The sequence below is a fragment of the Pseudophaeobacter leonis genome, from assembly GCF_002087335.1.
GTDB classification, from domain to species: domain Bacteria; phylum Pseudomonadota; class Alphaproteobacteria; order Rhodobacterales; family Rhodobacteraceae; genus Pseudophaeobacter; species Pseudophaeobacter leonis.
In genome coordinates this window covers 1-26,473 of record NZ_MWVJ01000076.1, presented here as the reverse complement: position 1 = coordinate 26,473, position 26,473 = coordinate 1, and the positions used below count along the sequence as shown (strand labels likewise).

General features: G+C 62.3%; 23 protein-coding genes and 5 pseudogenes. 16 read left to right on the top strand and 12 right to left on the bottom strand.

The annotated features are described in order from the left end of the window. The first annotated feature begins 233 nt into the window (after window positions 1–233). Window positions 234–593, top strand: a complete 360-nt coding sequence (lfb1, locus tag B4968_RS16605; RefSeq protein ID WP_083100553.1) for an LIC10280 family protein — start codon at window positions 234–236, stop codon at window positions 591–593. Window positions 594–726: 133 nt separating this feature from the next. Here the strand turns inward: lfb1 and plsY are convergent, their stop codons facing one another. The 5 genes from plsY to B4968_RS16580 form a co-directional block, all read right to left on the bottom strand. Then, window positions 727–1,332, bottom strand: coding sequence for a glycerol-3-phosphate 1-O-acyltransferase PlsY (gene plsY / locus B4968_RS16600; RefSeq protein WP_083100619.1), 606 nt, complete (start codon window positions 1,330–1,332; stop codon window positions 727–729). Window positions 1,333–1,335: 3 nt separating this feature from the next. After that, window positions 1,336–2,658, bottom strand: coding sequence for a dihydroorotase (gene pyrC / locus B4968_RS16595; RefSeq protein WP_083100552.1), 1,323 nt, complete (start codon window positions 2,656–2,658; stop codon window positions 1,336–1,338). Between the two features lie 594 nt (window positions 2,659–3,252). Next, on the bottom strand, window positions 3,253–3,633 hold the full coding sequence (locus B4968_RS16590) for a hypothetical protein (protein ID WP_083100551.1): 381 nt from the start codon (window positions 3,631–3,633) through the stop codon (window positions 3,253–3,255). A gap of 1 nt (window position 3,634) precedes the next feature. Continuing rightward, on the bottom strand, window positions 3,635–4,171 hold the full coding sequence (locus B4968_RS16585; protein WP_083100550.1) for a hypothetical protein: 537 nt from the start codon (window positions 4,169–4,171) through the stop codon (window positions 3,635–3,637). 4 nt (window positions 4,172–4,175) lie between these two features. After that, window positions 4,176–5,180, bottom strand: coding sequence for an aspartate carbamoyltransferase catalytic subunit (locus B4968_RS16580; RefSeq protein ID WP_083100549.1), 1,005 nt, complete (start codon window positions 5,178–5,180; stop codon window positions 4,176–4,178). Between the two features lie 190 nt (window positions 5,181–5,370). Here B4968_RS16580 and B4968_RS16575 point away from each other — a divergent pair, with 190 nt between their 5' ends. From B4968_RS16575 to B4968_RS16560, 4 genes and pseudogenes are all read left to right on the top strand, one after another. After that, window positions 5,371–6,147: a uracil-DNA glycosylase gene (locus B4968_RS16575; protein WP_083100548.1), complete on the top strand. Its 777-nt coding sequence runs from the start codon at window positions 5,371–5,373 to the stop codon at window positions 6,145–6,147. 134 nt (window positions 6,148–6,281) lie between these two features. Beyond that, window positions 6,282–6,824: a molybdenum cofactor biosynthesis protein B gene (gene moaB / locus B4968_RS16570; protein ID WP_083100547.1), complete on the top strand. Its 543-nt coding sequence runs from the start codon at window positions 6,282–6,284 to the stop codon at window positions 6,822–6,824. Window positions 6,825–7,023: 199 nt separating this feature from the next. Further along, a pseudogene (locus tag B4968_RS16565) lies at window positions 7,024–8,489 on the top strand (efflux RND transporter periplasmic adaptor subunit). Between the two features lie 3 nt (window positions 8,490–8,492). Then, the gene (locus tag B4968_RS16560; RefSeq protein ID WP_083100546.1) at window positions 8,493–11,930 is read left to right on the top strand and encodes an efflux RND transporter permease subunit; all 3,438 of its coding nucleotides are present in this window, start codon (window positions 8,493–8,495) and stop codon (window positions 11,928–11,930) included. 69 nt (window positions 11,931–11,999) lie between these two features. Here the strand turns inward: B4968_RS16560 and B4968_RS16555 are convergent, their stop codons facing one another. Together B4968_RS16555 and B4968_RS16550 are read right to left on the bottom strand one after the other, a co-directional pair. Next, the gene (locus B4968_RS16555) at window positions 12,000–12,455 is read right to left on the bottom strand and encodes an NUDIX hydrolase (RefSeq protein ID WP_083100545.1); all 456 of its coding nucleotides are present in this window, start codon (window positions 12,453–12,455) and stop codon (window positions 12,000–12,002) included. Further along, on the bottom strand, window positions 12,452–13,264 hold the full coding sequence (locus tag B4968_RS16550) for a protein-disulfide reductase DsbD domain-containing protein (protein WP_173907553.1): 813 nt from the start codon (window positions 13,262–13,264) through the stop codon (window positions 12,452–12,454). Before B4968_RS16550 ends, B4968_RS16555 begins: the two co-directional genes overlap by 4 nt. Before the next feature lie 447 nt (window positions 13,265–13,711). Here B4968_RS16550 and B4968_RS16545 point away from each other — a divergent pair, with 447 nt between their 5' ends. Next, complete coding sequence (locus tag B4968_RS16545) at window positions 13,712–14,269, top strand: YqgE/AlgH family protein (protein WP_083100543.1); 558 nt, start codon at window positions 13,712–13,714, stop codon at window positions 14,267–14,269. A gap of 82 nt (window positions 14,270–14,351) precedes the next feature. On the opposite strand, the pseudogene B4968_RS16540 reads toward B4968_RS16545, so the two are convergent. Continuing rightward, window positions 14,352–15,340: pseudogene (locus B4968_RS16540) on the bottom strand (L-threonylcarbamoyladenylate synthase). Window positions 15,341–15,478: 138 nt separating this feature from the next. Between B4968_RS16540 and B4968_RS16535 the strand changes: the two are divergent. The 6 genes from B4968_RS16535 (at window position 15,479) to B4968_RS16510 (ending at window position 20,412) form a co-directional block, all read left to right on the top strand. Continuing rightward, window positions 15,479–17,200 carry an acyl-CoA dehydrogenase gene (locus B4968_RS16535; protein WP_083100542.1) on the top strand — a complete coding sequence of 574 codons (1,722 nt, stop codon included), beginning with the start codon at window positions 15,479–15,481 and terminating at the stop codon, window positions 17,198–17,200. A 2-nt stretch (window positions 17,201–17,202) separates the two neighbouring features. Beyond that, complete coding sequence (locus tag B4968_RS16530) at window positions 17,203–18,249, top strand: MBL fold metallo-hydrolase (protein ID WP_083100541.1); 1,047 nt, start codon at window positions 17,203–17,205, stop codon at window positions 18,247–18,249. Between the two features lie 35 nt (window positions 18,250–18,284). Continuing rightward, window positions 18,285–18,749: a DUF6173 family protein gene (locus B4968_RS16525; RefSeq protein ID WP_083100540.1), complete on the top strand. Its 465-nt coding sequence runs from the start codon at window positions 18,285–18,287 to the stop codon at window positions 18,747–18,749. A gap of 146 nt (window positions 18,750–18,895) precedes the next feature. Further along, window positions 18,896–19,462, top strand: coding sequence for a hypothetical protein (locus B4968_RS16520; protein WP_241525811.1), 567 nt, complete (start codon window positions 18,896–18,898; stop codon window positions 19,460–19,462). Window positions 19,463–19,602: 140 nt separating this feature from the next. Next, window positions 19,603–19,737 (top strand): aa3-type cytochrome c oxidase subunit IV, encoded by a 135-nt coding sequence (locus tag B4968_RS16515; protein WP_083100539.1) that lies wholly within the window; start codon window positions 19,603–19,605, stop codon window positions 19,735–19,737. 57 nt (window positions 19,738–19,794) lie between these two features. Next, window positions 19,795–20,412: a hypothetical protein gene (locus tag B4968_RS16510; RefSeq protein ID WP_173907552.1), complete on the top strand. Its 618-nt coding sequence runs from the start codon at window positions 19,795–19,797 to the stop codon at window positions 20,410–20,412. Window positions 20,413–20,518: 106 nt separating this feature from the next. Here the strand turns inward: B4968_RS16510 and B4968_RS16505 are convergent, their stop codons facing one another. Together B4968_RS16505 and B4968_RS16500 are read right to left on the bottom strand one after the other, a co-directional pair. After that, window positions 20,519–20,851: an AzlD domain-containing protein gene (locus B4968_RS16505; protein WP_083100537.1), complete on the bottom strand. Its 333-nt coding sequence runs from the start codon at window positions 20,849–20,851 to the stop codon at window positions 20,519–20,521. Beyond that, window positions 20,848–21,573: pseudogene (locus tag B4968_RS16500) on the bottom strand (AzlC family ABC transporter permease). The gene B4968_RS16505 and the pseudogene B4968_RS16500 overlap by 4 nt, the downstream one beginning before the upstream one ends. 55 nt (window positions 21,574–21,628) lie before the next feature. On the opposite strand from B4968_RS16500, the pseudogene B4968_RS16495 reads away from it, so the two are divergent. The 4 genes and pseudogenes from B4968_RS16495 to B4968_RS16480 all read left to right on the top strand — a co-directional run bounded on the left by B4968_RS16495 (window position 21,629) and on the right by B4968_RS16480 (window position 25,222). Next, window positions 21,629–22,523: pseudogene (locus B4968_RS16495) on the top strand (formate dehydrogenase accessory sulfurtransferase FdhD). 241 nt (window positions 22,524–22,764) lie between these two features. Beyond that, window positions 22,765–23,400, top strand: coding sequence for a molybdenum cofactor guanylyltransferase MobA (gene mobA / locus B4968_RS16490; RefSeq protein ID WP_083100536.1), 636 nt, complete (start codon window positions 22,765–22,767; stop codon window positions 23,398–23,400). Beyond that, entirely contained in the window at window positions 23,397–23,900 is a 504-nt protein-coding gene (gene mobB / locus B4968_RS16485) for a molybdopterin-guanine dinucleotide biosynthesis protein B (RefSeq protein ID WP_083100535.1), read from the top strand. Before mobA ends, mobB begins: the two co-directional genes overlap by 4 nt. Before the next feature lie 53 nt (window positions 23,901–23,953). Further along, window positions 23,954–25,222 (top strand): molybdopterin-binding protein, encoded by a 1,269-nt coding sequence (locus tag B4968_RS16480; RefSeq protein WP_083100617.1) that lies wholly within the window; start codon window positions 23,954–23,956, stop codon window positions 25,220–25,222. A 173-nt stretch (window positions 25,223–25,395) separates the two neighbouring features. On the opposite strand, the gene B4968_RS16475 is transcribed toward B4968_RS16480, so the two are convergent. Both B4968_RS16475 and B4968_RS16470 read right to left on the bottom strand, forming a co-directional pair. Further along, the gene (locus B4968_RS16475; protein ID WP_083100534.1) at window positions 25,396–25,815 is read right to left on the bottom strand and encodes a hypothetical protein; all 420 of its coding nucleotides are present in this window, start codon (window positions 25,813–25,815) and stop codon (window positions 25,396–25,398) included. A 132-nt stretch (window positions 25,816–25,947) separates the two neighbouring features. Then, window positions 25,948–26,473 (bottom strand): annotated as a pseudogene (locus B4968_RS16470) (hypothetical protein); the annotation flags it as partial.

Genomic DNA, 26,473 nt, shown 5'->3' with positions numbered 1-26,473 from the left:
GGTGTCACAGCACCGATGTGGCGCCTGCCGCGATCACGTTCAAACCAACTGTTTTTGAATGCGCGTCTGCCCATAGGGGCTGTGCGCAAATGTGCAGGCTGCAGCGATCACATTGTGAAGAGCCCAGAAACGGCCTGACAGAAACGGCCTGACAGAAATCACCTGACAGACAGCGCGCAGCGGGCCACACTGCGGATAGTCAAACTGGGGATAGTCAAAAGGAGGATGGTTCGATGGATGCATATGTGTCGCGACGCGGCCTGCGCGCAGGGATGGTTGCGGCGGTGATTGGCCTGTCAGGTATGGCGGGTGCTGCCCCGGCCCAAAGCGTCGCGGGAAGCTATCATGCCGAGGGGCGCAACCCGGATGGCAGCAGCTATAGTGGCTCGGTCCAGATCCGCGATCGTGAGGGAAATCTTGTGGTGCAATGGCAGGTCGGCGATCAGGCCTATTCCGGCACCGGAACGCGCAATGGCGATGTCGTCTGGGTGAACTGGGGCGACAGATATCCGGTGGTCTATGTGCGCATGCCCAGCGGTGAGCTGCACGGAACCTGGGCAAATGGCACGGCTCTGGAGCGGCTTATCCCCTGAGCGCCGCCCACGTCCGCTGTCTACGCCTGCTACCCATGTCCAATGTTCACATCCGCCGCTCATGCCGGATGTTCATGCCCGCCGCCCATGCCCGCCGCCCATCCCCGCTGTCACGGCCTGGTGTAACGGCCTGTTATTTTTGGCCGATCCGCGGCTCTGTTCCTGCGCGCAAGCGGCTGATATTGGCCGCGTGACGCCAAAACACGATGGCTGCCAGCACAATGGCCAGCGCAATGCTTGCGGGATAGCCTAACAAATAGGCCCAAATTGGTGCCGCAAAGGCAGAGACAAGGGCGCCCATCGAAGAGATCCGGCTCACAGCTGCGGCCGCGATCCAGCTCAGGCAGCAGGCAATGCCCACGGGCCAGGCCAGCGCCAGCATCAGCCCCAGAAAGGTGGCGACGCCTTTGCCGCCCTTGAACTGCAGCCAGACCGGAAAACAATGCCCCAAGAAGGCCATGAGCCCCGCCAGTTGCGCCGCGTCCTCGCCGGCCAGAAAACGGGCCAGCAGCACCGCCGCCGCGCCCTTACCGCCATCCAGGATCAATGTCGCGGCCGCGGCGGCCTTGTTGCCGGTGCGCAGCACGTTGGTGGTGCCGATATTGCCCGAGCCAATCTCGCGCAGATTGCCCAGTCCCATGGCGCGGGTCAGCACCAGGCCAAAGGGGATTGAGCCCAGCAGATAGCCAATCACGGCCCAGAGCATCAGAACGGCAAGGGAGCTTTCAATCAGGGGCATCAATCAGTCTCTCCGAAACACCGGCGCACCGGTCACATAGGTTGCCAGCACCCGGCCTTGCATGCGGGCGCCGTCATAGGGGGTATTTTGCGATTTTGACTTCAGCTGAAACCGGTCCATCACAAAGGGCATGTCGGGATCAAACAGCACCAGATCCGCAGGGGCCCCGGCGCTGAGGCGGCCAGCCGCAAGGCCCAGCAGTTTTGCCGGGTTCAGCGACAGGGCGCGAAACAGCGTGGGCAGATCCAGCAGTTCCGCATGATAGAGCCGCATTGCAGCTGGCAGCAGGGTTTCAAGCGCCACAGCACCAGCGGCGGCCTCTTCAAAGGGCAGGCGCTTGCTCTCTTCATCTTGCGGTGTGTGCATTGACGAGATCGGGTCGATCAGCCCACTGCGCACGGCTTCGGCCACAGCCAGACGGTCGTCTTCGGACCGCAGCGGCGGCTTTACCTTGAAAAAGGTGCGGTAGTCCGCCACGTCCAGCTCGTTCAGGGTCAGATGGTGGATCGAGGTGCCCGCCGTGATATCCAGCCCGTTTGCCTTGGCGCGCTCAAGAGCGGGCAGGGCGCGTGCCGTGGTGATCTGGTCGGCGTGATATTTTGCACCGGTCATCTCCAGCAGGGCGATATCGCGGTCCAGCCCCATGCGTTCGGCCATAGGCGACACAGCCGGCAGGCCCCGCAGCGCGGCAAATTTACCCGAGGTGGCAGCAGCGCCTGCGCTCAGGATTGGCTCTTGCGGATGCGCAATCACCAGTGCGCCACAGCTGCGGGCATAGGTCAGGGCGCGAGAGAACACCTTGGTGTTGCTGACCACATGGTCGCAGTCGGAAAAGGCCACAGCCCCTGCATCCATAAGAAAACCGATCTCGGTCATCTCGCGGCCTTCGCGGCCCTTGGTCAGGGCGGCCATTGGCAGCACATGCACCGGCGCGTCGGCCTGGGCCCGGCGGGTGACAAACTCCAGTATTTCCGGGCTGTCGATGGTGGGCGTGGTGTCGGGACGGGTGACGATGGTGGTAACCCCGCCGGCCGCTGCCGCCAGCCCGGCGGTCTTGTAGCTTTCCTTGTGGCGCTCGCCTGGCTCACAGACCTTGACGCCAATGTCGATGATGCCGGGAGCGAGGCATTTGCCTGCGCAGTCGATGATCTCTGCCCTGTCGACTGAACTGTCGGCATCAATGTTTCGCTCGCGAAACAGTTGCGCAGGATCCGTACTCTCGGGCAGGAGTTCGACAATCTTGCCCTCCTGAACCAGCAGGGCCCCCAGGCTATCGGTGCCAGCTTCGGGGTCGATCAGGCGGGCATTGATAAAGAGAAGGGTCATTGTGCTACTCAATCTTGGCTACGGGCAGACTGTACGTCTTGCATGATTTTGTGAACGTCATTTCCGTTGGAAATTTGCTCAAATCCCACCTGAACATTTCGGTCTGCCGCGCGAAGTGCAAGGATCTTCCGATTTGTGAAGTAGAGGTTGTGAGGGAGCTTTGCCAGCCAGGACAAGGGGTGTCCAGTCCTGCGCTGGGTAGGATGTGATCTGGGTTTGAGAAAAAGGTCTTTGCATTGCGATAAGTGCGCGTTTGTTCGTCACAGCGTATTTGCTGCGGCGACGAATTACCGAAGGCCAAAGGACGTACAAAACGATCAAGACAAAATACGCTGTATAGAAAAGATTGACGGCGAGCGAGTGCTTCTCTGGTGGCCCTCCAGAAAAATAGTATATATTCGTGATGCTTAGCAGGAAGGTAGCCATGATGAGGTACTGGAAAGTGCTGACAACAACGCCAATGCCGGGGCGCCCTTGCCAAAGAAGCCTTTCATCATCTTCTAGAACTTCAGTCCAATCGCAACTATTGGCCAAACGTGATCTCCATAGGAAAAATCGTTTTTATGGAACGCCCTTCTGGCTTTCTATGCGACATCACCGCGCCCCTTCTATGGTGCTGGCGGTATAGGCGGGGCTGGCCTGGTATTTGATCAGATGCTTGTCACCACCCTTGGTGATCACCTGCACATAGGATCCCATAGTCTTCACCACCTCGATCTGGTTAAGCGGCACTCGGCGCTCAGCAGGGCCGGTGAGCACCCCGTCAGAAATGCGCCAGACCACGGCCAGCTCTTCGCTCATCATGTACCACCCGCGCAGGGCAATAGCGGCAAGCCCGCCAAAGGCGCCGGTCCAGACATGCGGATTACCGACGGCCCAGAGGATCCCCATGCCCGCGACCATGGCTACGGCCGCCATCCAGGCATGGGCGGTGATATAGGCGCTGCGGTTGGGGGTGAATTCGACCACTGTCATCTCAGGTTACCAATGCGTACAAAATCAGGGCGAAAAGGCACATCACCACGGCAAAGAGGCTGGCACCAATCCGTCGCGCCTGGGCGCGCGCGGCACGCGGCGGCAGTTTTGTCCCGGAATAGAGCCTGCTGCTGTCAGTCTCGGGCATTGCAGGCGCACTCCAGTTGATCGGCTTTTCGCCATAGCTGGCAACAAGCGTGATCTGGCTGGCGGGGGTCAGGCGCGTCGCTGCACCGGCAAAGGCGCGTGAGCGCAGCAGCAGCACATAGCCTTTGATCGCCGTCAGCGCCGCCCGGTCCGGGGCCACGTCTTCTTCTGGGATGCCGCAGCCCTGAATCAGGCATCCTGCAAGGCCCAACTCTTCCAGATCCGAGACCGGAAAGATCTCGACGTGGTCAAGATCAATGTCCTCAAGTCCCAGAACCTGCGCCAGGGCACCGGGCTCAGCCAAAAAACGCGCCTGTTCCGGCGGCATATCCAGATCAAAGACCCGGATCACGCTGCGCTCAGCTTTTGGTATGGGGATGACGCCCGACATCGGCTCAGCCTGCTGCCGCTGCCGCGTCCGCGCGGCTTTTGCGCAGGTTCTGCGCCAACAGATCCAAAACCGCCATACGCACCGCCACACCCATCTCGACCTGCTCCTGAATGACCGAGCGGTTGATGTCATCGGCCAGAGTGCCGTCGATCTCGACACCGCGGTTCATTGGTCCGGGATGCATCACAATGGCGTCGGGTTTGGCCAGGGCCAGCTTGTCGGCGTCCAGACCGTAGCGGTGGTAATATTCGCGCTCTGACGGGATAAAGCCACCGTCCATACGTTCTTTTTGCAGGCGCAGCATCATCACCACATCGACGTCTTTGAGGCCTTCGCGCATGTCGTCATAGATCTCGGCGCCGAACTCGGCAAACTGGCTGGGCACCAGGGTTGGCGGGCCAATCAGGCGGATGCGGTTTTCCATCTTGCCCAGCAGGATCAGGTTCGAGCGCGCCACGCGCGAATGGGCCACGTCACCACAAATAGCGATATTCAACCGGTGCAGACGCCCCTTGGCGCGGCGGATGGTCAGCGCATCGAGCAGCGCCTGGGTGGGATGTTCGTGCCGTCCGTCGCCCGCGTTCAGCACCGCACAGTTCACCTTTTGCGCCAGCAGATCCACAGCCCCGGAATGCGGGTGGCGCACCACCAGAAGATCCGGGTGCATGGCGTTCGGCGTCATTGCCGTGTCAATCAGGGTCTCGCCCTTTTTGATCGAGGAGGCCTGCATGGCCATGTTCATCACATCCGCCCCCAGCCGCTTGCCGGCAATCTCAAGGCTTGCCTGGGTGCGGGTGGAATTCTCAAAGAACATGTTGATCTGGGTGAGACCCGCCAGCGCGTCCGAATGTTTCTCGGGGCCGCGGTTCAGATCGGCATAGCTGTCGGCCAGATCCAGAATCGCGGTGATCTCATGCGGCTTTAGAGGCTCGATGCCCAAAAGATGGCGGTGACCAAAGGACTGCGCTGCTAAAGATGCAGACTGGGATGCTGATTTGGGCGACGACATTGGGGGCAAGCTCCGCTCTGTTTGACAGACCTTATAGGCAGCAAGCGGGGAGCGGGCAAGGCGGGCGGCTGGCTTTGGTCGCTGGCCTTTTTACTTGGGCTGATGCCTGCTGGTGCCCGGAAAAAGCCCTGTGATAACATGCATCAATTAGAGGTGTTCCGCTCGACCGCGCGGCGGGGTAGTTTAGCGCATGGAATCGGCATTGGATTATTGGAGCGCCAAAGCGCTGTTGGAGTGGCAGGTGGAGCTTGGCGCCACAGAGACCCTGTGCGAGGCGCCGGTCAACCGCTATGAGCTGGCGCCGCCAGCCCCAAAGGCCGCCGAGAGCTCCAAGCCCGGCAGGGCCCCGCCAGTGCCGCCCAAGCCAAAACCAGTCGACCCGGTTGCAGAGGCGCGCAAGCAGGCCAAAGCGGCGCCGGAGCTGCCGTCACTGCGCGCAGCGCTGGCCGGTTTTCGCCATTGTGATTTGAAAATGGGCGCGCGCAATCTGGTGTTCAGCGATGGTCAGCCCGGGGCGCGGGTGATGGTGATCGGTGAGGCGCCGGGGCGCGAAGAGGATCAGCAAGGTCGCCCCTTTGTCGGGCCCGCAGGCCAGATGCTGGACCGAATGCTGGCAGCGATTGACCTGAGCCGCGACAAGAACGTCTACCTCACCAATGTGCTGCCCTGGCGGCCGCAACAAAACCGCGACCCGCTGCCCGAAGAAGTCGCGATGATGGTGCCTTTTCTTGAGCGCCACGTAGGGCTGGCCCACCCCGATTTTCTGGTCCTTATGGGCAATGTCAGCTGTCAGGCCGTGCTGGGCAAAACCGGCATTTCGCGACTGCGCGGACAGTGGGCGCAGGCCTGGGGCAAACCGGTGCTGCCGATGTTTCATCCCGCCTACCTGCTGCGCCAACCCGGGCACAAACGCGCTGCCTGGGCTGATCTTCTCGAGCTCAAGGCGCGACTTGGAGCGGTGAGCTGAAGGGCCATTCTGCTGAAAACAATACTGGGTCCCGGCCAGCCTGTCTGGCCAACTTCTGTGGGCGGGATTTTGGCTGAAATATTTGCGGTCCTTGCCACGAGGTCCGCGCTTTTGCAAAAGACATGAGGTCTCCTATGTCACGTATCGACGAAACCCTGGAATTCATCCCGGTCCGCATTGCGGTGCTCACGGTCTCGGACAGTCGCAGCCTGGCCGAGGATCGCTCAGGTCAGGTGCTGGTGGACCGGCTGCAGGCGGCCGGGCATATTTTGGCAGATCGCAAGATCATGCCGGATGAGCGCACAGAGATTGCCGATCAGCTGCGCGCCTGGGTGGCGGATGCGGCGGTTGACGTGGTGATTTCCACCGGCGGTACCGGGCTGACCGGACGCGATGTCTCGGTCGAGGCACACCGCGATGTTTATGAAAAAGAGATCGAGGCCTTTGGCACCGTCTTTACGATCGTTTCGATGAAAAAGATCGGCACCTCGGCCGTGCAGTCGCGCGCCACGGGCGGTGTCGCCGGGGGCACCTATCTGTTTGCGCTGCCCGGCAGCCCCGGTGCCTGCAAGGATGGCTGGGATGAAATTTTGGCCTTTCAGCTCGATTATCGCCACCGGCCCTGCAATTTTGTGGAAATAATGCCGCGTTTGACGGAAACGCAGCGACGGAAGTGATCCCGTTGCCCGTAGAATACGTAAAGATGAAGACTATGTTCAATGATACCTGCCAGATAGGGCGGTCCTGATAGGGCGGCCAGATAAGGCAGCATTGACCACTGGGTCATTTTACTGCGGCGCGCGTCAGATGGTCTGATGGGTGGCACAATATTGATAAGGTAGCGCGGGGTTTCCCGGCCACCAAAGGGAATACAACATGCGGTTTTTGCGGCATAGTTTGACGGGTTTGTTTCTGGCGGCGCTTACAGCCGCGCTGTTGCTCTATGCGGGGCAGATGGTGATTGCTGCGGTGCAGACCCGCATGAACGCCGAGCCGCGCAAACCACCGGCGCGCGAACGTATCTTTGCCGTGAACCTGGTCACCGCCGAGCTGCAGCGGATCGCACCGGAGCTGACCGCCTTTGGCCGCATCGAAAGTCGCCGCACGTTGGAGCTGCGCAGTGCGCAGGGCGGCCGCATTACCCAGCTGTCTGAACAGTTTGAGGAAGGCGGCTCTGTGCGCGCCGGTGAGATTTTGGTGCAGGTTGACCCCTCTGATGCTCAGGCGGCAAAAGAACAGGCCGAGGTTGATATGCAGGATGCCCGTGCCGAAGAGCGCGATGCCGGCCGCGATCTTATTCTCGCCAATGACGAGCTGGAGGCGACGCAGGCCCAGGCGCAGCTGCGGGTGCGGGCGCATCAGCGTCAGCTCGATCTGCAGCGCGCGGCGTCGGCACCACAGCTGCGGTTGAGGCGGCCGAGCTGACGGCGGTGCAGGCGCGCCAGACGGTGATCTCGCGCCGTCAGGCTGTCAGCCAGGCCGAGGCCCGTGTGGATCAGGCGGCAACCCGCGTGGCGCGCAGCCGCATCGTGCTGGACAGCGCCGAACGGGATCTGGCCGAGACCACGCTTCGCGCCCGATTTGACGGCACCCTGCAGGCGGTTACCCTGGTTGAGGGACGTCTGGTGTCTGCCAATGAAAAACTTGCGGAACTGGTCGACCCCAGCGTGCTTGAGGCTGTGTTTCGGGTCTCGACCCGGCAATATGCCCGCTTGCTGGGAGAGGCTGGCCAGCTGTTGCAGGCGCCAGTGCAGGTGACGCTGGATGCGGCTGGCGCCGGTTTGGTGGCGCAGGGCCGCCTGTCGCGCGCCAGTGGTGCTGTGGGCGACGGACAAACCGGACGCCTGCTCTATGCCAGTCTTGAACTGGCGCCGGGGTTCAAACCCGGCGATTTTGTCACCGTGAAGGTTAGCGAGCCGGCGCTGGATGCGGTGGCTCGCGTGCCGGCCTCGGCTCTGGGGGCTGATGGCACCGTGCTGGTGCTTGGGGCTGAAGACCGGCTTGAGGCGCTGCCGGTAGAGTTGCTGCGCCGCCAGGACGACGATGTGCTGATCCGCGGCGAAGGCCTCGCGGGACGTCAGGTGGTCACGGGCCGCACGCCTTTGTTGGGGGCGGGCATTCGGGTACGCCCCCTGCGCCCGCAGCAACAGGGAGCAGCACCTGAGGCCAGCCCTCCCGATATGATCGAACTCTCGGAAGAGCGCCGGGCCAAACTGGTGGCCGCGATTGAGGGCAGCGCCCGTCTGCCGGATGCCGCCAAGGAGCGGATGCTGGCGGAACTGGCAAAGGAGCAGGTGCCGGCCAAACTGGTCAACAGGATCGAAGCCCGGATGGGAGGCTAGACGATGCGTGACCTGTCCCGTCCCGCAGGCGGTCTGCTCAGCTATTTCACCCGTCACCGCACGGCGGCAAATCTGCTGCTTGTGGTGCTTTTGATCCTTGGCAGTGCTGCGATCCCAAAGATGCGGGCGCAGTATTTCCCCGATGTTATTGTCGAAAACGTCACTGTCAGCGTCACCTGGGAAGGGGCCGGGCCCGAAGACGTGGATGGCGCCATTGTGCAGGCGCTTGAGCCCGCACTTTTGGCGGTGGACGGTGTCGAGGAAAGCACGGCCTCCTCGCGCGAGGGGTCGGCCTCTATTGTGCTGGATTTCGAGCCGGGCTGGGATATGGCGCGGGCGGCGGACGATGTGCAATCCGCAGTGGACGCCATCACCACGCTGCCGGATGACGCAGACGACCCTTCTGTGCGGCGCGGTGCCTGGCGTGACCGGGTGACGGATGTGGTGATCTCGGGGCCTTTGGCGGCGGATCAGCTGGGGCTGTTTGCCGATGAGCTGGTGGTGCGCCTCTTTGAGGTTGGTGTCACCCGCACCACCATTCGGGGCCTTGCCGCACCGCAGACCCTGGTCGAGGTGCCCTCGGCCAGCCTGATCACCCATGACATCGCCATGAGCGACATTGCTGCGGCCATCGCCTCTGAGGTCGACGCGGATCCTGCCGGCGATGTGAGTGGCGCCAATGCCCGCGAGCGCACCGGGCGCGAAAAGCGCACCCCGGAAGAGATCGAAGGCATCGTGTTGCGCACCAATGCGGACGGCTCTGTCCTGACCATTGGCGATGTGGCGCGCATCAGTCGCGAGGGCGTCGACCGCAACCGCTCGTATTTTGTCGGCGACAACCCGGCGATGTCGATCCGGGTGGATCGCTCGGATCAGGGCAATGCCATTGCCATTCAGGGTCAGGTGGAAGAGGTGGTAGAGGCGCTGCAGCGCACGCTGCCTGCGGGCGTCAAGGCAGAGCTGATCCGCACCCGGGCTGCGCGGATTTCCGACCGGTTGAGCATCCTCATCGACAATGGTCTCATGGGGCTTGGTCTGGTGTTGGCGCTGCTGTTTTTGTTCCTCACCAGCCGCATCGCCTTTTGGGTGGCTGCCGGTATTCCGGCGGCGATGTTTGCCGCCGTGGCGCTGATGTATGCCGCCGGGATCACCATCAATATGATCAGCCTGTTTGGCCTTATTATCACCCTTGGGATCGTGGTGGATGATGCCATCGTGGTGGGTGAACATGCTGATTTCCGGGTGCGGCGTCTGGGCGAGACTCCGATGCAGGCAGCCGAGAATGCGGCCCGGCGGATGGCAATGCCGGTCTTTGCCGCCACCCTGACCACGATTATCGCCTTCTTTGGGCTGACAGCGATTGGCGGCCGCTTTGGCGATCTGATCCGCGATATTCCCTTTACCGTGATTGCTGTGCTTGCGGCCGCATTGGTGGAATGTTTCCTGATCCTGCCCAACCATATGGCGCATGCGCTGAGCCACGCACAACAGCAACACTGGTATGACTGGCCTAACCGCGTGGTCAACCGTGGCTTTCGCTGGGGCCGCGACACTCTGTTTCGTCCGCTGATGGCGCTGGTGGTGCAGGCGCGCTACGTGGTGCTGGCCGGAGCCCTGACGATCCTTGCCAGCCAGATGGCGCTGTTCATCGGTGGCGATGTGAAATGGCGGTTCTTCAACGCGCCTGAGCGCGGCTCTGTGACCGGCAACTTTGCCATGGCCGAAGGCGCCAGCCGCGCCGATACCCTGGCGATGATGCAGGAGATGCAACGCGCCACGGCCGCGACGGGTGCCGAATTTGCCGCCCGCTATGGCGGCACCAACCCGGTTGATTTTGTCATCGCCGAGGTCGGTGGCAATGCCGGGCGCGGATTGTCCGGTGTTGATGCCAAGGACACCGATTTGCTGGGCGGCATCTCGATCGAGCTGATCGATGCGGATCTGCGGCCTGAGTATTCGAGCTTTGCCTTTGTGGCCGAGCTGCAGGACGAGGTGGTGCATCACCCGATGGTCGAGACGGTCTCGTTCCGCAGCTGGCGCTCTGGCCCCGGAGGCGATGCGCTGGACGTGCAGTTTTACGGCGCTGATGTGCAGGTGCTGAAGGGCGCCTCGGAAGATCTGAAAGACGCCCTGCTGCGCTACGCCGAGGTCTCGGCGGTGGAAGACAACCTCGCCTATGACAAAGAAGAAGTGGTGCTGGAGCTGACGCCGCAGGGGCAGGCGCTGAACTTTACCATCGATTCCCTGGGGCGGGTTGTGCGGGACCGGCTCAACGGGATCGAGGCTGCGACCTACCCGGATGGGCCACGCAGCGCCGAAATCCGGGTCGAGTTGCCGCAAAACGAGCTGACAGCAGATTTTCTTGAGCGTACCCTGATGCGCACTCCGGCGGGCATCTATGTGCCGCTGGCCGATATTGTCTCGGTCAGTCAGCGCACCGGGTTTTCCACCGTGCGGCGTGAAAACGGTATTCGGGTGATCAGCGTGACGGGCGACATCTCCGAGGACGACCCAACCCGCGCTGCCGACATTGTACAGGCGTTGCAGGATGAGATCCTGCCAGAGATCGCCAGTCGCCGTCAGGTGGAGTGGCGAATGAGCGGTCTGAGCGAGCAGGAGAGTGAGTTTCTCACCGATGCACGCAATGGGCTGGTGCTGTGTTTGGCCGGGATTTATCTGGTGCTGGCCTGGATCTTTGGCAGCTGGACACGACCGCTGGTGGTGATGGCGGTGATCCCCTTTGGTCTGGTGGGCACCATCTGGGGCCACTACATGTGGGAGGTGCCGCTCAGCATGTTCACGGTGATTGGCCTGCTGGGCATGACCGGCATTATCATCAATGATTCCATTGTTCTGGTCACCACCATCGACGAATACGCCGAGACGCGCGGGTTGGTGCCCTCAATCATTGATGGTGCCGCAGATCGGTTGCGGCCGGTGATGCTGACCACGCTGACCACGGTGCTGGGGCTGGCGCCCCTGATGTATGAAAGCTCGCAGCAGGCGCAGTTTCTCAAGCCGACGGTGATCACTCTGGTCTATGGTTTGGGCTTTGGCATGTTTCTGGTGCTGTTGCTTGTACCGGCCCTGATCGCGATCCAGCAGGATGCAGCGCGGCCTCTGACGGCGCTGCGGCGGGCGTTGCGCGGCGGGGCAGGAGCGCTGCGCTGGCTGGTTCTGGGCACCGGCCTTTTGCAGCTGGGCTGGCTGGCCGCAACGCTGGGCTGGGCCATGGCCACCGGCGTTTTGCACCCGGTCCTGCGCAGCGCCATTCCTGCGCTGAGTGCGACTGATCCGGTGCGGGCGGGGCTGTGGCTGGCTCTGAGCGGCATTGCGGCAATTGCGCTGCTGTCCTATCTGGCCTCGGCGCTGATCATTGGTCTGCGCCAGCGCCGCCAGGGTAGGGGCCTGGATAGTGGCAAGGTGAAACACCACGTGTAAGCTAATCCCCTGAGGCAGGCCGGATGCGCCGCAGCACTGTGCTGTTGGCACCGGCTCAGGAGTGGCGTTTCAGGTGTGGCGTTCCTGAACGATGTGGGCGAGGCGGGCGACCTCCGCGACCTGATCAATCAGCTCAAGACCGTGATCCTCAAGACCCGCGACGGGCAACCAGCGGGCCTGCAGTGCATCGTCAGCGGGCGTGGCTGTGCCACTTTCATAGCGGCACAGAACCGCTGTCAGCAGGTATTGTTTGTGGACCGCGCCCGTTCCGTCGCCCGTCTCGCTGCGCAAGAAAACGTCGATATTGGTAAGATATTCCAGTGGTTGCGCTCTGACGCCCGTCTCTTCAAACAGTTCGCGCACTGCGGCCTGCATCGCGGTCTCTCCCAGCTCCACATGGCCGCCGGGAAAGCCCCACCAGCCCGCGTTGGGTTGGGTTTTGCGCTGGATCAGTAGGACCTGATCCTGATGCCAGACAACGGCAATGGCCCCCAGAACCGGGCGCAGAACGTCAGGTGTGGTCATCCCGCTGCGCAGCCGGAAATATCCGCCGCGTGCTTCTGGCCCAGCACGGTGATGCGCAGTTGCGACCGGTCCAGCGCGGCAATGGTTCCGCTGGAGGCCGGCAGAAATTCGGTTGTCGCCACCAGCGTCGCGCCGTGGCGGATGGCAGAGGTCGACCCGGCATAGAGATACGGCGAGCCCGGCTCGATCACCGCGACCTCTGTGCCACCGGCGCTGGGCATGGTGATGCGGGCCTCGACTTCGATGCCGTATTTGGTGGGCTTGAGGCGACAGGTGGTGGCGCTCACCCCGGCTTCGCGGGCCGAAAACGGACGGCTTGCGATGGCGGCGACAATAGCCGGGTTGCGGCCTGCGTCAGAATCTAGCTGATGGTCAAAAGACAGCTCTGAGGGCACGCAGACATCCTTGCAGATCCCCAGCTCCATCCGCCCTTTCAGGCGCACGGGCCTGCCGGGGTTTTCCGGGATGATTTCGATCGGCAGCACCAGCTGATCATGATAGCCGATGGTTTGATAGCCCGAGGTGGAAAAGACCTCGGGGGCTGGCCATGTCATTGAAAGCGCGCCAACATTACGCGATCCCCGCCAGGTGAACTGTGGTGGGATGCCGGCGTCCCCGGGGGCGCGCCAGTAGGTTTTCCAGCCCTCCTGCAGCGTCAGGCGCAGGGCACCCACATAGGTGCCATCTGCCTTTTGGCCACCATCGAGGATTTCCACCTGCACCAGCGCGTCCAGATCATTTTCTGCGGCACTTTGGGCGGCCAGGGGCTGAGGGGGGAAGACGCCCAGCACCAGGGCCGCAGCCCCCATGGCCATATGCAACAGGCTGCGGGCAGTCCTGGTCGCGGAGACGGGCACGGGCACTGACACGGGCACTGACACGGGCCGGGACTGGCAGTCCGGATGAGACGTATTGCTGATCATGCCGATATAGATGGGCCTTTCGGGTTGAAATGCCAAGTCACGATCTGGTCAGGCGGACATATGCGCTGCTCTGTCGCAATTTTGCTGTTGTGATCCGACCGTTTGGATCCGACCGTTTGGATCTGCCTGTTTAAATTTGTCTGTTTAGATTTGCCTGGATTTGTCTGCTGCTCTTGCACCCTGGCCTCTTGCACCTAGGTCTGTGCAACGGCATGCTGCAAAAGAGCTGTGGCGCAGGCGACGTGACTGCGGGTCTGTGTGAAGGTGCGCAGGCTGGGCAGGTGGCGCACACCCGGCTGGGTTTGGCGTTTCAAAGAGAGAGGCAGGCAGGACATGGCTCTCACCGGCAAGCTTTTGGTTGCAATGCCGGGCATTGGCGACCCGCGGTTTGAGCATTCGGTTGTCTTTATTTGCTCGCACAGTGATGAGGGCGCCATGGGGCTGATCATCAACAAGGTGGCCCCTGAGGTGCGGCTGAGCAACCTGCTGAAGCAGCTGGAGATACCAGAGTCTGAGGAGGGTCCCGGCCAGCGGGCCATTCGCTTTGGCGGGCCGGTGGAAACCCAGCGCGGTTTTGTGCTGCACTCGCAAGATTATGAATCCAGCATCAGCTCTCTGACCGTGCCTCCCAGCTATCGGATGACGGCGACATTGGATGTGCTTGAGGATATTGCCGAGGGGGTTGGCCCGGAGAAGATGCTGATCATGCTGGGATACGCTGGCTGGGGGCCCGGGCAGCTTGAGGCGGAAATCATCGTTAATGACTGGCTGACCACCGAGAGCAGGGATGCACTGATCTTTGAGACAGCGGATGTGGATAAATGGAGCGCCTCTCTGGGGTCGCTGGGGATTGATCCGCTGTCGCTGTCGGCCAGTGCAGGCACCGCCTGAGCCCGTATCCTAAGTCTGCGCTTATACGGGCTCTGTCTGGCATGCTCAGGGAGCACTGTCGCAGCTTTGGCCTAGAGAGTGATCAGGTGTCGGTCTCGTGATCACGCGGTGCCGCCGCCCGGTGCAGCCGGTCATTGATAGCAACGCCCAGGCCGGTTTCGGGAATGGGGGCCACGGCGATGGGCTTTCCCAATGCGTCCAGATGGTGCAGATGGCCAAACAGATTGGCGGCGGCCTCGACCAGATCTCCGGTTTCAGACAGCGTCAGATCACAGGCGCGGGCGCCGGCGTTGGGGCCAAATCCCAGGTAGCATTCGCCCGCGCGCGCAGAGGTTGCATTGAGCCGCACTCGGGCCTGTGGCGCGTAATGTGACAACAGCTGGCCTGGCGCTGTCAGGGGATCGTGCGCATCGCGCAGGATCAGGGGCTGGCCGAGCACTGCCTCTATCTCTTCTGTGGCCAGCCCGCCGGGGCGCAGCAGCAGGGGAGCCTCTCCGGCGAGGCCGACAATCGTAGATTCCACCCCAACCCCACAGGCGCCATCGTCCAGCACAGCGGCAATGCGGCCCGAAGCCCCGCCATGACATGGGCGGCGGTGGTGGGGCTGATCCGCCCCGAGGGATTGGCCGAGGGCGCCGCCACCGGGACGTCGAACTCTGCCAGCAGCTTTTGCGCCGTAGGATGGGCCGGCACCCGCAGCGCCAGGGTGTCGAGCCCGGCGGTCACCAGATCAGAGATGCCATGTTCGGGGGCCAGCGGCAGCACCAGGGTCAGGGGGCCGGGCCAGAAGGCCTGAGCCAGAATTTCGGCCCACCCGTTCCAGACGACGTAACGTTTTGCTGCGGCAGTCGAGGCCACATGCGCAATCAGCGGATTGAAACTTGGGCGTCCCTTGGCGGCATAAATCGCCGCCACAGCAGCGCCCTGACGTGCGTCCGCACCCAGCCCATAGACCGTCTCTGTTGGAAAAGAAACCAGATCTCCGGACTGCAGCAACTGGGCCGCACGGCTGATCCCCGCAGGCGAGGGGGAGAGCAGTTCTGTCGTTTTTGAGGCAGTGTTTAGGGGCATTTTTGGTGACGCGGCGTTTTGGTTGCTTGCAGGGGGTGAGCGGTTAGGTAATCGAACAGCCTATCAGACATAGCGGCCCGGTCTGGCAAAGCCAAGCCTGCGTCCGTGATAATCCCCAAGGCCGACAAGAGGACGCCCATGACCTTCCGTGCCCCCGTTTCCGAGTATGAATTTCTCCTGAACACCGTGATCGGCTTTGACCAGATTGCTGAGACCGCGCGTTTCAGTGAGGCCAGCCCCGATATGGTGAGCGCCATTCTGACCGAAGCGGGCAAGCTTTGCGACGAGGTGATGGCCCCGCTGCAGCGCCCAGGTGACCTGACCCCGGCGGCCTTGCAAAACGGTGTGGTGCGGACCTCGCCCGGGTTTGGCGCGGGCTGGAAGGCGATTGCCGAGGGCGGCTGGATCGGCATGAGCGCGCCGCAGGAGTTTGGCGGCATGGGGTTGCCGATGACCCTGACGGCGGCGGTCAACGAGATGATGTCCGGTGCCTGTCTGTCGCTGCAACTGGCACCGCTGATGAGCCAGGGCCAGATCGAGGCGCTGGAGCATCACGCCAGCGATGCCCTGAAAGAGATCTACCTGCCCAGGCTGATTTCCGGCGAATGGTCCGGCACCATGAACCTGACCGAGCCGCAGGCGGGATCCGATGTGGGCGCGCTCAGTTCCAAGGCCGAAGCCAATGGCGATGGCTCTTTTGCGGTGACGGGCCAGAAGATCTTTATCTCCTGGGGCGACAATGATTTTGCCGAGAATATCTGCCATCTGGTGTTGGCGCGGCTGCCGGATGGTGTGCCCGGCACCAAGGGCATTTCGCTGTTTCTGGTGCCCAAATATCTCCCCAACGCAGATGGCACGCTGGGCGCGGCCAACAGCCTTGGCGTGGTCAGCCTGGAGCATAAGATGGGCCTGCATGGCTCTCCGACCTGCGTGATGCAGTTTGACGGCGCAACCGGCTGGCTGGTCGGGCCGGAACATGGCGGTATGGCGGCGATGTTCACCATGATGAACAATGCGCGTCTTGGGGTTGGCGGCCAGGGCGTTGGTGCGGGCGAAGGCGCCTATCAGCAGGCCCTGAGCTATGCGCTTGAGCGCAGGCAGGGCAAGACGCCCTCGGGATCTATCGCTGATCATGCCGATGTGCGCCGGATGCTGATGGAGATGAAGGCGGATACCTATGCCGCCCGCGCCATCATGCTCGCCTGCGCCCATGCAACCGACATGCACAGCGCCACCGAGATGCATAGCGCCACTGGGGCGGCGGACTGGAAAGCCCGGGCTGCCTTTTTGACGCCCATTGCCAAGGCCTTTGGCACGGATACCGGCATCCGGGTTGCCGATCTGGGGATCCAGGTGCATGGCGGTATGGGCTTTATTGAAGAAAGCGGTGCGGCGCAGTTTTTGCGGGATGTGCGGGTGACCTCGATCTATGAGGGCACCAATGGCATTCAGGCGATGGATCTGGTGGCGCGCAAGATGATGGATGGCGGGGATATGGCCAATCGCATCATTGATGAAATCGAAGAACAGGCCGAACGCGCCCGCCCAACCCATCCCAATATGGGCGAGGCCGTCTGGCAGGCCTGTGAATCCCTGCGCGAAGCAACCGAATGGCTGGTGGCGCAGGAGAACCTGCAGGACCGCTTTGCGGGCGCGGCCCCCTATCTGCGGGCCTTTGCCCGGGTGCTGGGCGGCCACTATCATCTCTCGGCCGCGATTGCGGATCAGGGCGGGGCGCGGGAAAAACTGGCGCGGTTCTATATCAAACGGATGCTGCCAGAACACGACGGCCTGTTGACCCATGCACAGGAAGGTGCTGCCGGCACCCTTGCGCTCACTCTCGAAGAATTGGCAAGCTGAATATGGCAAGTGTTCCCGAAGTCGGCCCCCGTACCCCCTGGACCGAGCCGCCCGCGCTGGGTGAGGCAATTGAGGTTGCCGAAGGCGTGCTCTGGATGCGTCAGCCGCTGCCCATGAAGCTGGATCACGTCAATATCTACGCGCTGGACGAGGGCGACAGCTGGACGGTTGTCGACACCGGTTTCAACACCCGCAAAAGCCGCGAGATCTGGGAAAGCCTGATGGCAGGTCCGCTCAAGGGCAAGCCGGTCAGCCGCGTGGTCGGCACCCATCATCACCCGGATCACATCGGGCTGGCCGGGTGGTTCCAGTCAGAGCACGGTGCCGAGCTGGTGACCAGCCGCACCGCCTGGCTGTTTGCCCGCATGCTGACGCTGGATGTGCAGGAGAGCTGGCCCGAGGAAACGCTGGCCTATTATCGCAGCGCGGGCATGGATTCTGAGATCTATGACAAACGCGTGGCGGACCGGCCCTTCAATTTCTCCGATATGGTCTATCCGATGCCGCTGGGCTTTACCCGGGTGCAGCAGGATGATGTCTTTCGCATGGGCGGGCGCGACTGGGATGTTCATATGGGCAATGGCCACGCGCCAGAGCACGCAACCTTTTGGAGCCGCGATGACAATCTGGTAATCTCTGGCGACCAGATCCTGGCCTCGATCAGCCCCAATATCGGCGTCTATGCCACCGATCCCATGGCCGACCCACTGGGAGAATGGCTTGAGGCCTGCGAGCGGCTTTCGCTGCTGGCGCGGCCGGATCACCTTGCGCTGGGGGGCCATAAACTGCCGTTTACCCGCCTGCCGCTGCGGATGCGGCAGCTGATCGACAATCATCATGGTGGTCTTGACCGGCTGATGGACTACCTTGCGACACCCCGCACGGCGGCGGATTGTTTCTCGCCGCTGTTCAAGCGTAAGATTGGCGAAGGGGAGTATGGGCTTGCTCTTGTCGAAGCGGTGGCCCATGTCAATCACCTCTACCGCACGGATCGGGTCAGCCGCGTCAAGCGCGAAGATGGCGCCTGGCTGTATCAGAGAAAAGACTAGGCACCGGGGCAGCACCCCCGGTAAGGGGAGCGTCCATGGACAACAAGATTTCAACCAGCGCCGAGGCAATTGAGGCGGCGATCCTGCCCTGTGTGCATGAGGTGCATTCGGACCCTGAGGCCAAAAATGGCCTGACTGAGGTGCCGGAAAAGCTACAAAAACCCGTCGGGAGCAAAAGCCCGGCGCGCTGGGCCTATGAGCGGCTGATCGTCTATATTCAGAACTTTGAAAACCAGCTGGACGGTGAACATGAAATCGCCATGGGCTTTGTTGGTGGCGACGCCGGTGTGCTCAGGATCGAGGGCATGGGCTATTATGACCCGGATATCGTTACCTTTTACGGTAGCGACGGCGCGGGCGCCAAGACCCAGCTGGTACAGCATGTGAGCCAGATGAATGTGATGTTGCGCGCACTGCCAAAGCCACGTCAAGAAGTGCCGGCCAATCGCATCGGCTTTCGCCTGGCCAGCGATCTGGAAACAGAGCCCAGCCCGGCCTAGGGGCCTGGGTCATCTGCGAGGCTGAATACTCCGAAAGGCTGATCCTGTCTGATCTGGTGGAAAAATTTGGCATCGCTGCCCCGACCCCGTGTAGGCCTGCCCCGTTTGGGCCTGCTTCGATTAGGTCGGGATGGCGGCGATTTGTTTTGGCCAGTCTGGTTGGCGCAAATCTGGCCCTGTCACAACCGGCGGTGGCCGAGGCGCCGCCCAGTGGGGTTTTCGGATTTTTAGGGTTGGAGCAACTGGCGCGGGGCATGCAGCTTCGCGCACATGCGCTGCTGCTGGAGCGCATCACCGAGCAGGGCGGCAGGCCCAGTCCTTTTACCTCGGATGGTTGCAGTGGCGGGCTGTCGGCCAGCTGGGCGCAGATTGCGGCGCATTGGCCGGGCTTTGCTGCGCGCTATCAAAGCAGCCCACCGTTTGAAGCCTGCTGTGTCACCCATGACCGGGCCTATCACGGCATCAGCGGTGCGCGCAGCCCCGAGGCCAGCTATGGCGCACGACTGCAAGCGGACCAGCAGTTGCGTCACTGCGTCAGGCAGCTCGCAGCAGAACAGGGCGAGGCGCTGGCTGCAGAGTATGGCGTCTCTCGCGCGGTGCTGGACCGCGGATTTTGGCAGCTGTCGCAGGCGATGTATTTTGCGGTGCGATTCGGAGGTGGGCCCTGTTCGGGCCTGTCCTGGCGCTGGGGATACGGCTATCCGGAGTGCTGACAGCGGCTCTGGGGCGCGACCTGAAGGCCGCAGAACCCGGTTTTCGTCCCCCTGTGCCCCCCTGTGCGCCAATGACGTGGTGACAGGCAAATTGAAATCCAGTATCCAGCAAGAAACACACGCGAATAGGAAGATCCGTCATGGCTGAACACAAACACGGCACCATGGACATCAAAGTTCAAGAAAAAACCTACGCAGATTTCATCTCCTTCACCACGCGATTTGGCATCTTTCTGGTGGTGCTGGCGCTGTTCCTTGCTGTCTTTGCAACCTGATATCTGCAAATGAAACTCGGTAATGTCTGTAGGTCCCGCGCGACGGGATCTTTTGCCATGCGTGTTGTCATGCGTGCGGGCCTTTTGGCCAGCTGCGTTGCCCTTGCTGGCTGTGCCGAGCAAAAAAAGCCCAATGCCGATGCGACAGAGCTTGCCGTGGCGTCCTACCGTCATGATGGCCCCCCGGCGCTGACCCTGTTTACCATGGTAAACAATCGCACGGGCAACGGTGCGCATACATCGCTGATGGTCAACGCCTCCGAGCGGGTTATTTTTGATCCCGCGGGCTCGTTCTACGCTGACGTGGTGCCGGAACGGGATGATGTCTTGCATGGCGTCACTCCCGGCGTGGTTCTGGCCTATCGCGGTGCTCATGCCCGCAGCACCCATCATGTGGTGATGCAGCGCGTTGAGGTGACGCCGGAACAGGCAGAGCGCGCCTTGCAGCTGGTGGTTTCAAATGGCCGCGTGCCAGGCGCCTATTGCGCCAATTCCACCTCTTCGATCCTGAGTCAGATCCCCGAGTTTGAATCTCTGAAAGTGACCTTCTATCCGGCGAAACTGTCGGATCAGTTCGGAGAGCTTCCCGGAGTGACCACCGAGAAATACTATGAAGATGACGATGAGGACCTGCAAAAGGCTCTGGCCGAGGGCAATGTCGTCCTGAACGGCTGACCTTTTGATCTGTTGAACTGACGTCTCAATTTGTCTGACTGATGGTTGGCGGCCGCGTGGGGAGACCTGCGCGGCCGCTTTTCCTTTTGCCGGACTAGCTGGTCAGTCAGCTGGACAGAAAGAACAACAGCAAGAACCCACTGACGCCACTTAGCAGCGCCCAAAGCACATTGCGGGTGAGATAGCCCACTGCAAAGGTCAGGGCCGCCACCGCCAGATGCGGCAGACTGGTTTCGCCGCCCGTGGTCGGGGGCCAGACCCCCGGCGGGGCCACCAGCGCTGGAATGATCGCCACCGCCGTGTAGCGCAGATGCCGCATCAGCCAGGCGGGCATGGGCCGCCCGCCCATAAACCCGATAAAGGCAAAGCGCAGGGCAAAGCTGCCCACAGCCAGCCCAATGATGACAATCCACAGACTGGTCTGATCAAAGTTGCTCATGACTGGTTCTCCTGTCGTGCGGCCCGCTCAAACCAGAGCTCGGCCTGTGCGCCCGCCATCATGCCCGCAAGGCCTGCAACAATCAGACCCAGATTATAGGGCAGCAGGGTTGCAGGCAGTGAGACGGCTATGGCGACAAAGCAGGCCACCAGATGGGCCGGCGTGCGCAGCATGGGTCCGATCATTGCCAAAAAGGCCAGTGGCAGCACAAAATCCAACCCCCAGCTTGCCGGGATCTGTGCGCCCACCAATGCGCCGGTGACAGTGGCAATCATCCAGCCCGGTGCCACAATGCCATTGGTGCCAAAGAAATAAGCCATGCGCTGGGGCACGGTCATATCGGGCTAGCTCTCGAATTTCACCACGGACAGCGCGTAGGATTGATCCACCACCAGATAGGCGGCACAGGCGCGCTGCCACAGCGGCGCGTCGCCCAGATAGGGGGTGAGGGAGGCAGAATACATCGCCACCCGCAGGTTCACCGCCAGCGCCGAGACCAGCACAATCAGCAGCGGCGTGTTCTCTTGCAGCAGCTGCAGCGCGGTAAACTGGGCTGAGCCGGCAAAGACCGCCATGGAAAAGGTAAAGGCCTCAAGGACATTTAGTCCGGCCTCGGCGGCAAGAACGCCAAACAATAGCCCAAAAGGACCAGAGACCAAAAGAAAGGGGGCGCTGTCGCGGACGCCCTTCCAAAATGCCGATTTCGTGGTGGTGAAAGCCATGCGCGCGTCCTAAGTTCGGTGCCAAATAGGTAGGCAGCTTTGAAAGGCTCTGCAATTGGTAAATTCTCCTGACCTAAAAGAGATCCTGTCGCAGTATCTGATCGCACCTGATCCTGGGCGTGCGGGGCTGACCCGTGCGGTTGAAGGCCGCGATGAGCACGGAAATGCAGTCGCGCTCTCGGTGGTCGAGGAACCCCCCCTGACCATCTATCTGAACCGGCAGGAAATTGTCACCGCCATGACCATTGGCGACTACCCGGAATACCTCGCCCTTGGGTTTTTGCGCAATCAGGGCATGCTGTCGCCGGACGAAGAAATCCTGCGCGTCGATTATGACGAAGAGCTGGAAATCTGTGGTGGTGCGCACCGCCATCGAGACGTCATATGAGGAAAAGCTGCAGAAAAAGACCCGCACCTCTGGCTGCGCGGTGGGCACTGTCTTTGGCGATATGATGGAGGGGCTGGAGGGCGTGCAACTGGCCGCAACCCCGGTGAAAACGTCATGGCTCTATGCGCTGGCGCATAAGATCAACCGCACGCCGTCGCTGTATCTTGAGGCGGGAGCCATTCACGGCACCGTGCTGTGCCACCGCGACCGCCCGCTGGTCTATATGGAGGACGTGGGGCGTCACAATGCGGTGGACAAGATTGCCGGGTGGATGCTGTCAGAGCGCATCAAAGCGGCGGATAAGATCATGTATACCACGGGTCGCATGACCTCAGAGATGGTGATCAAGACCGCGATGATGGGCATCCCGGTGCTGGCGTCCCGCTCGGGCTTTACCGCCTGGGGCGTTGAGATCGCGCAGCAGGTCGGCCTGACGCTGATAGGCCGGATGAAAGGGCAGCGGTTTGTCTGTCTTGCTGGCGATGAGAGGTTAGAGCGCGACATGGATCCGCGCGACGCGCCGGTTGAGGCAAAGAAACATCGCAGAAAGAGTGCGCAGTGATGGGATGCCACACCCATTGCCCGGCCCCGCCGGGCAGCGCCCAACCCGTCCCCCACGGGGCGGGCGCAGGGAGGTGGCGGAGTGACGGGTGATTTAGGGTATTGGATTGTAGTGGGGCTGAAATGTCTGGCTGTCTTGGTGGCATCGCTGATCTTGTCTCCTGTCTTTTTGTTGCCCGTTGTCATTGGGCTTGCTGTGCTCTTGCTGATTGTGAACTTTCTAGATGGTCGGAGAAACTATCATGACCAAACCCCTCGGCGTAATCCTCGCAGGCGGCCTCGCCACCCGCATGGGCGGCGGTGACAAGGGCTTGTTGCAGGTCGGCGGCCAAAGCCTCATGGCGCATGTGATTGACCGGCTGGCGCCACAGGTGGCAGAGCTGGCGCTGAACGCCAATGGCGATGCCGCGCGGTTTGACGATCTGGGCCTGCCCGTGGTTGCTGACAGTATAGAAGGCTTTGCAGGTCCCCTTGCGGGGGTGCTGGCCGGGCTCGACTGGGCTGCCACCCAAGGCGCGGATGCAATTGTCACTGCTGCTGCGGATACGCCGTTTTTCCCGACGGATCTGGTGGCGCGACTGCTGGCGGCCTCGGAAGGGCAGGCGCAGCCCCTGGTGCTGGCGACCACGCCGCGCACCGGGGAGGAGCTGAAATCCGGCGGCCGCAGCAAGGTAAACCGCCATCCGACATTCGGCCTTTGGCCTGTGGCGCTGCGCGATGATCTGCGCGCGGCGCTGAAGGATGGGCTGCGCAAGGTGGTCTTGTGGACGGATCAACATGGCGGGCGCGAGGCGCTGTTTGAGGCCACTCCGTTTGATCCCTTTTTCAACGTCAACACGCCCGAGGATCTCAAACGGGCCGAGGAGTTTTTACGATGAAAATCTACGGTGTCACCGGCTGGAAAAACTGCGGCAAGACCGGGTTGATGGAGCGGCTGGTGACAGAGTTCACCGAACGGGGGCTGACGGTCTCGACCATCAAACACGCGCATCACAGCACGGATGTGGATCAGCAGGGCACCGACAGTCATCGCCACCGCATGGCGGGCGCCTCTGAGGTGGTGCTGGCCTCGACCCACCGCATCGCCATCATGCAAGAGCTGCGCGGCGCGGTCGAGCCTGCGCTGCCAGAGCTGCTGGCGCGGCTGATGCCGGTGGATCTGGTGCTGGGTGAGGGCTACAAACGCGAAGCCCACCCCAAGATCGAAGCGCATCGGCGGGTGGCAGCACAGCCTCTTATTGCGCCGGGGGATCGCAGTATCCGGGCCGTGGCCAGCGATACCCCTCGGGACGTGAGAGCTGAGCTGGACCGGGTGGTGTTTGACCTCGACGACACTGGTGCGATTGCCGATTTTATTGCCGCTGATCTGGCGCTGTGACGCTGCGGCTCTACGGGCTGGCAAGGTCCGTGTGGAATGCTGAGGAGACAGAGATGACATTGAAGCCGCCGCCGCTGCGCAACGATTGTTTTGCCCTGCCGGCCGGGGTTGAGTGGACGCCGGTGGATGCGGCGCTGGATATGCTGCGCCAGCGGCTCGATCTGGTGGTTGGCCGCGAGAGCCTGCCGCTGGCGGATGCTTTGGGTCGGGTGTTGGCGGTGGATGTCGTGGCCAACCGCGCCAACCCGCCGCTGCCCAATACGGCCGTGGATGGCTATGGCTTTGCCGGGGCTGTGGCCGAGGGGGCGCATGTGATGCCTTTGGTTGCCGGGCGTGCGGCTGCGGGGCTTGCCTATGAGGGCGCGGTGCCTGCGGGGCACGCGATCCGTATCCTCACGGGGGCGGCCTTGCCGACCGGGGTCGAGACGGTCATTTTGGAAGAAGATGTGACGCGCGGGGCTGGCTCAGGTGCGGGCGAAATTGCCTTTAACGGCCCGTTGAAGCAGGGCGCCAATACCCGCAAGGCAGGCGAGGATGTGGCTGCTGGCGAGGTGATCCTGCAGGCCGGTCGGGTGATCACGCCTGCGGATCTGGCGCTGGCGGCGGCCACGGGCATAGCGGAATTTGAAGTTTACCTGCCGCTGCGGGTTGGCGTTTTGTCGACCGGCGACGAGCTGCGCGAGGTTGGTGAGGCGGCGTCGCCGGGGCAGATTTATGATGCCAATCGCCCGATGCTGCTGGCCCTGTTGGGCCAGATGGGATTTTCTGCGGTGGATCTGGGGCGGGTTCACGATGACCGCGCGGCGTTGCAGGATCGTTTGAACGCTGCCGTTGGGGAGGTGGATGTGATCCTCACCAGTGGTGGCGCCTCGGCAGGGGCTGAGGACCATGTCTCGGCCCTGCTGCGCGAGAGCGGCGCGCTGCAGGAATGGCGCATCGCGCTAAAGCCGGGACGCCCACTGGCGCTGGCGATGTGGCAGGGGGTGCCTATTTTTGGCCTGCCGGGCAACCCGGTGGCGGCGCTGGTCTGCACGCTGATCTTTGCCCGCCCGGCGATGGGGCTGATGGCGGGGGCCAGTTGGCAGGCGCCCAAGGGGTTTGATCTGGCCGCCGGTTTTGCCAAGCGTAAAAAGCCCGGGCGGCGGGAATATCTCCGGGCCCGTATGCGGGAGGGGCAGGTTGAGGTGTTTAAATCCGAAGGCTCGGGGCGGATATCGGGCCTGAGCTGGGCTGAGGGGCTGGTAGAGCTGGGAGACGGCGCAGCTGACATCCAGCCAGGAGACCCCGTGCGGTTTATCCCCTACGGCAGTTTTCGTCTGTAACACCGGCAGCTAAAGCGATTCTGGTGAGTTTGAGCAGCCTGTCGCTGCAGCAGGGCAGGGCTCCCGCCCGTCATCGCCCCTCCATAGGAGGGGTTCTTCCCGTTGGGGGTGGCAGGCTGCTGCGCAGCCTGCAGGGGCGCGCGCGGGCCAGTCGGCAGATGACGACATGAGCCTTAGCGCGGGGTGATGTGTTTCATCGCCTCGGTGACAAGGACCTGCCGCCTGGCCTTTGCCGCGATTGTGGCGATGTCGCTGTGCCCGGCGCGATACTGGTGCAGTTGGTGGTGCAGCTGATTGTACGGCGCGATCGCGGTTTTTGGGCCGCCAAACTGATCCGCGGTCAGATCCAGGATCCATCCCAGTGCAGTATCCAGTGCAGTACTCTGCCCAGTACCCTGTCCAGCATCCACTGCTGCATCCTGTAGGACCACCCAGGCATGCCCGTGCCAGCGCCACCCATCAAAATAGCCTTCCGGTTTGCCGGGGGCATCGCCCTGAGCTATTTTGGCCACCACGCCCCGCTGGGCGAGAAACTGCACCAGAAAGAGCGCGCTGGTCTGGCAGGTGTTTGTCGAAAGTGGGTCCGGCAGCACCTGGCAGCACCTGGCCGCGCTTGTGGTGCCAGCTGGGCCATATCCCTTCTAGAATATGGCGCGCCTCAAGGAGAGTGTCGGACAGGCGCTGTGGCACAGGTGGCTGTAGCGCGTGGCTCGGTGAGGCCTGGATCAATCAAACGTGCCGGCCACGCGGCCCAACAACATAAAGGCGCGGGCGGTGCGGGTTTCTCCAAGGGCGGAAATCTCGCCATCGCTGGCCAGGGCCTCAAACTCGGTGAACATCCGGTCAAAGCGGCGCAGGAAGTGATGTGCGGCATCGCGAAAGATCGGGTCCTGCTTCATCCGGGCTGAGGTCAGCGCCAGAGAGGTGCGGTCACGGACCCCGCCAAGCGAGGCGACGGCACGGCCACGGGTGCCCTGGGCAAACTGCCGCCAGATCTCGGGGCGGGCCATGTCGGGGCGCAGATCATCCATGTAGATGCCGTCCTGGCTGAGCAGGGTGAGCACGTCCTGCGCCGCCTGTACCACCTGTGCGGCCTTGCGATCCTTGAGGGCGGCGCGCAGAGCGGTAAAGCCCTCCTCGTCTTCTGCGGTCTCGGGAAAGTTCAGTGCCCGGATGAACTGGTCTGCGGGCAGTGGCAGCGCCATGTCCTCGGCGGGGGTGCCAAGCGCCAGGCTGCCCTGGTCTTCGGTT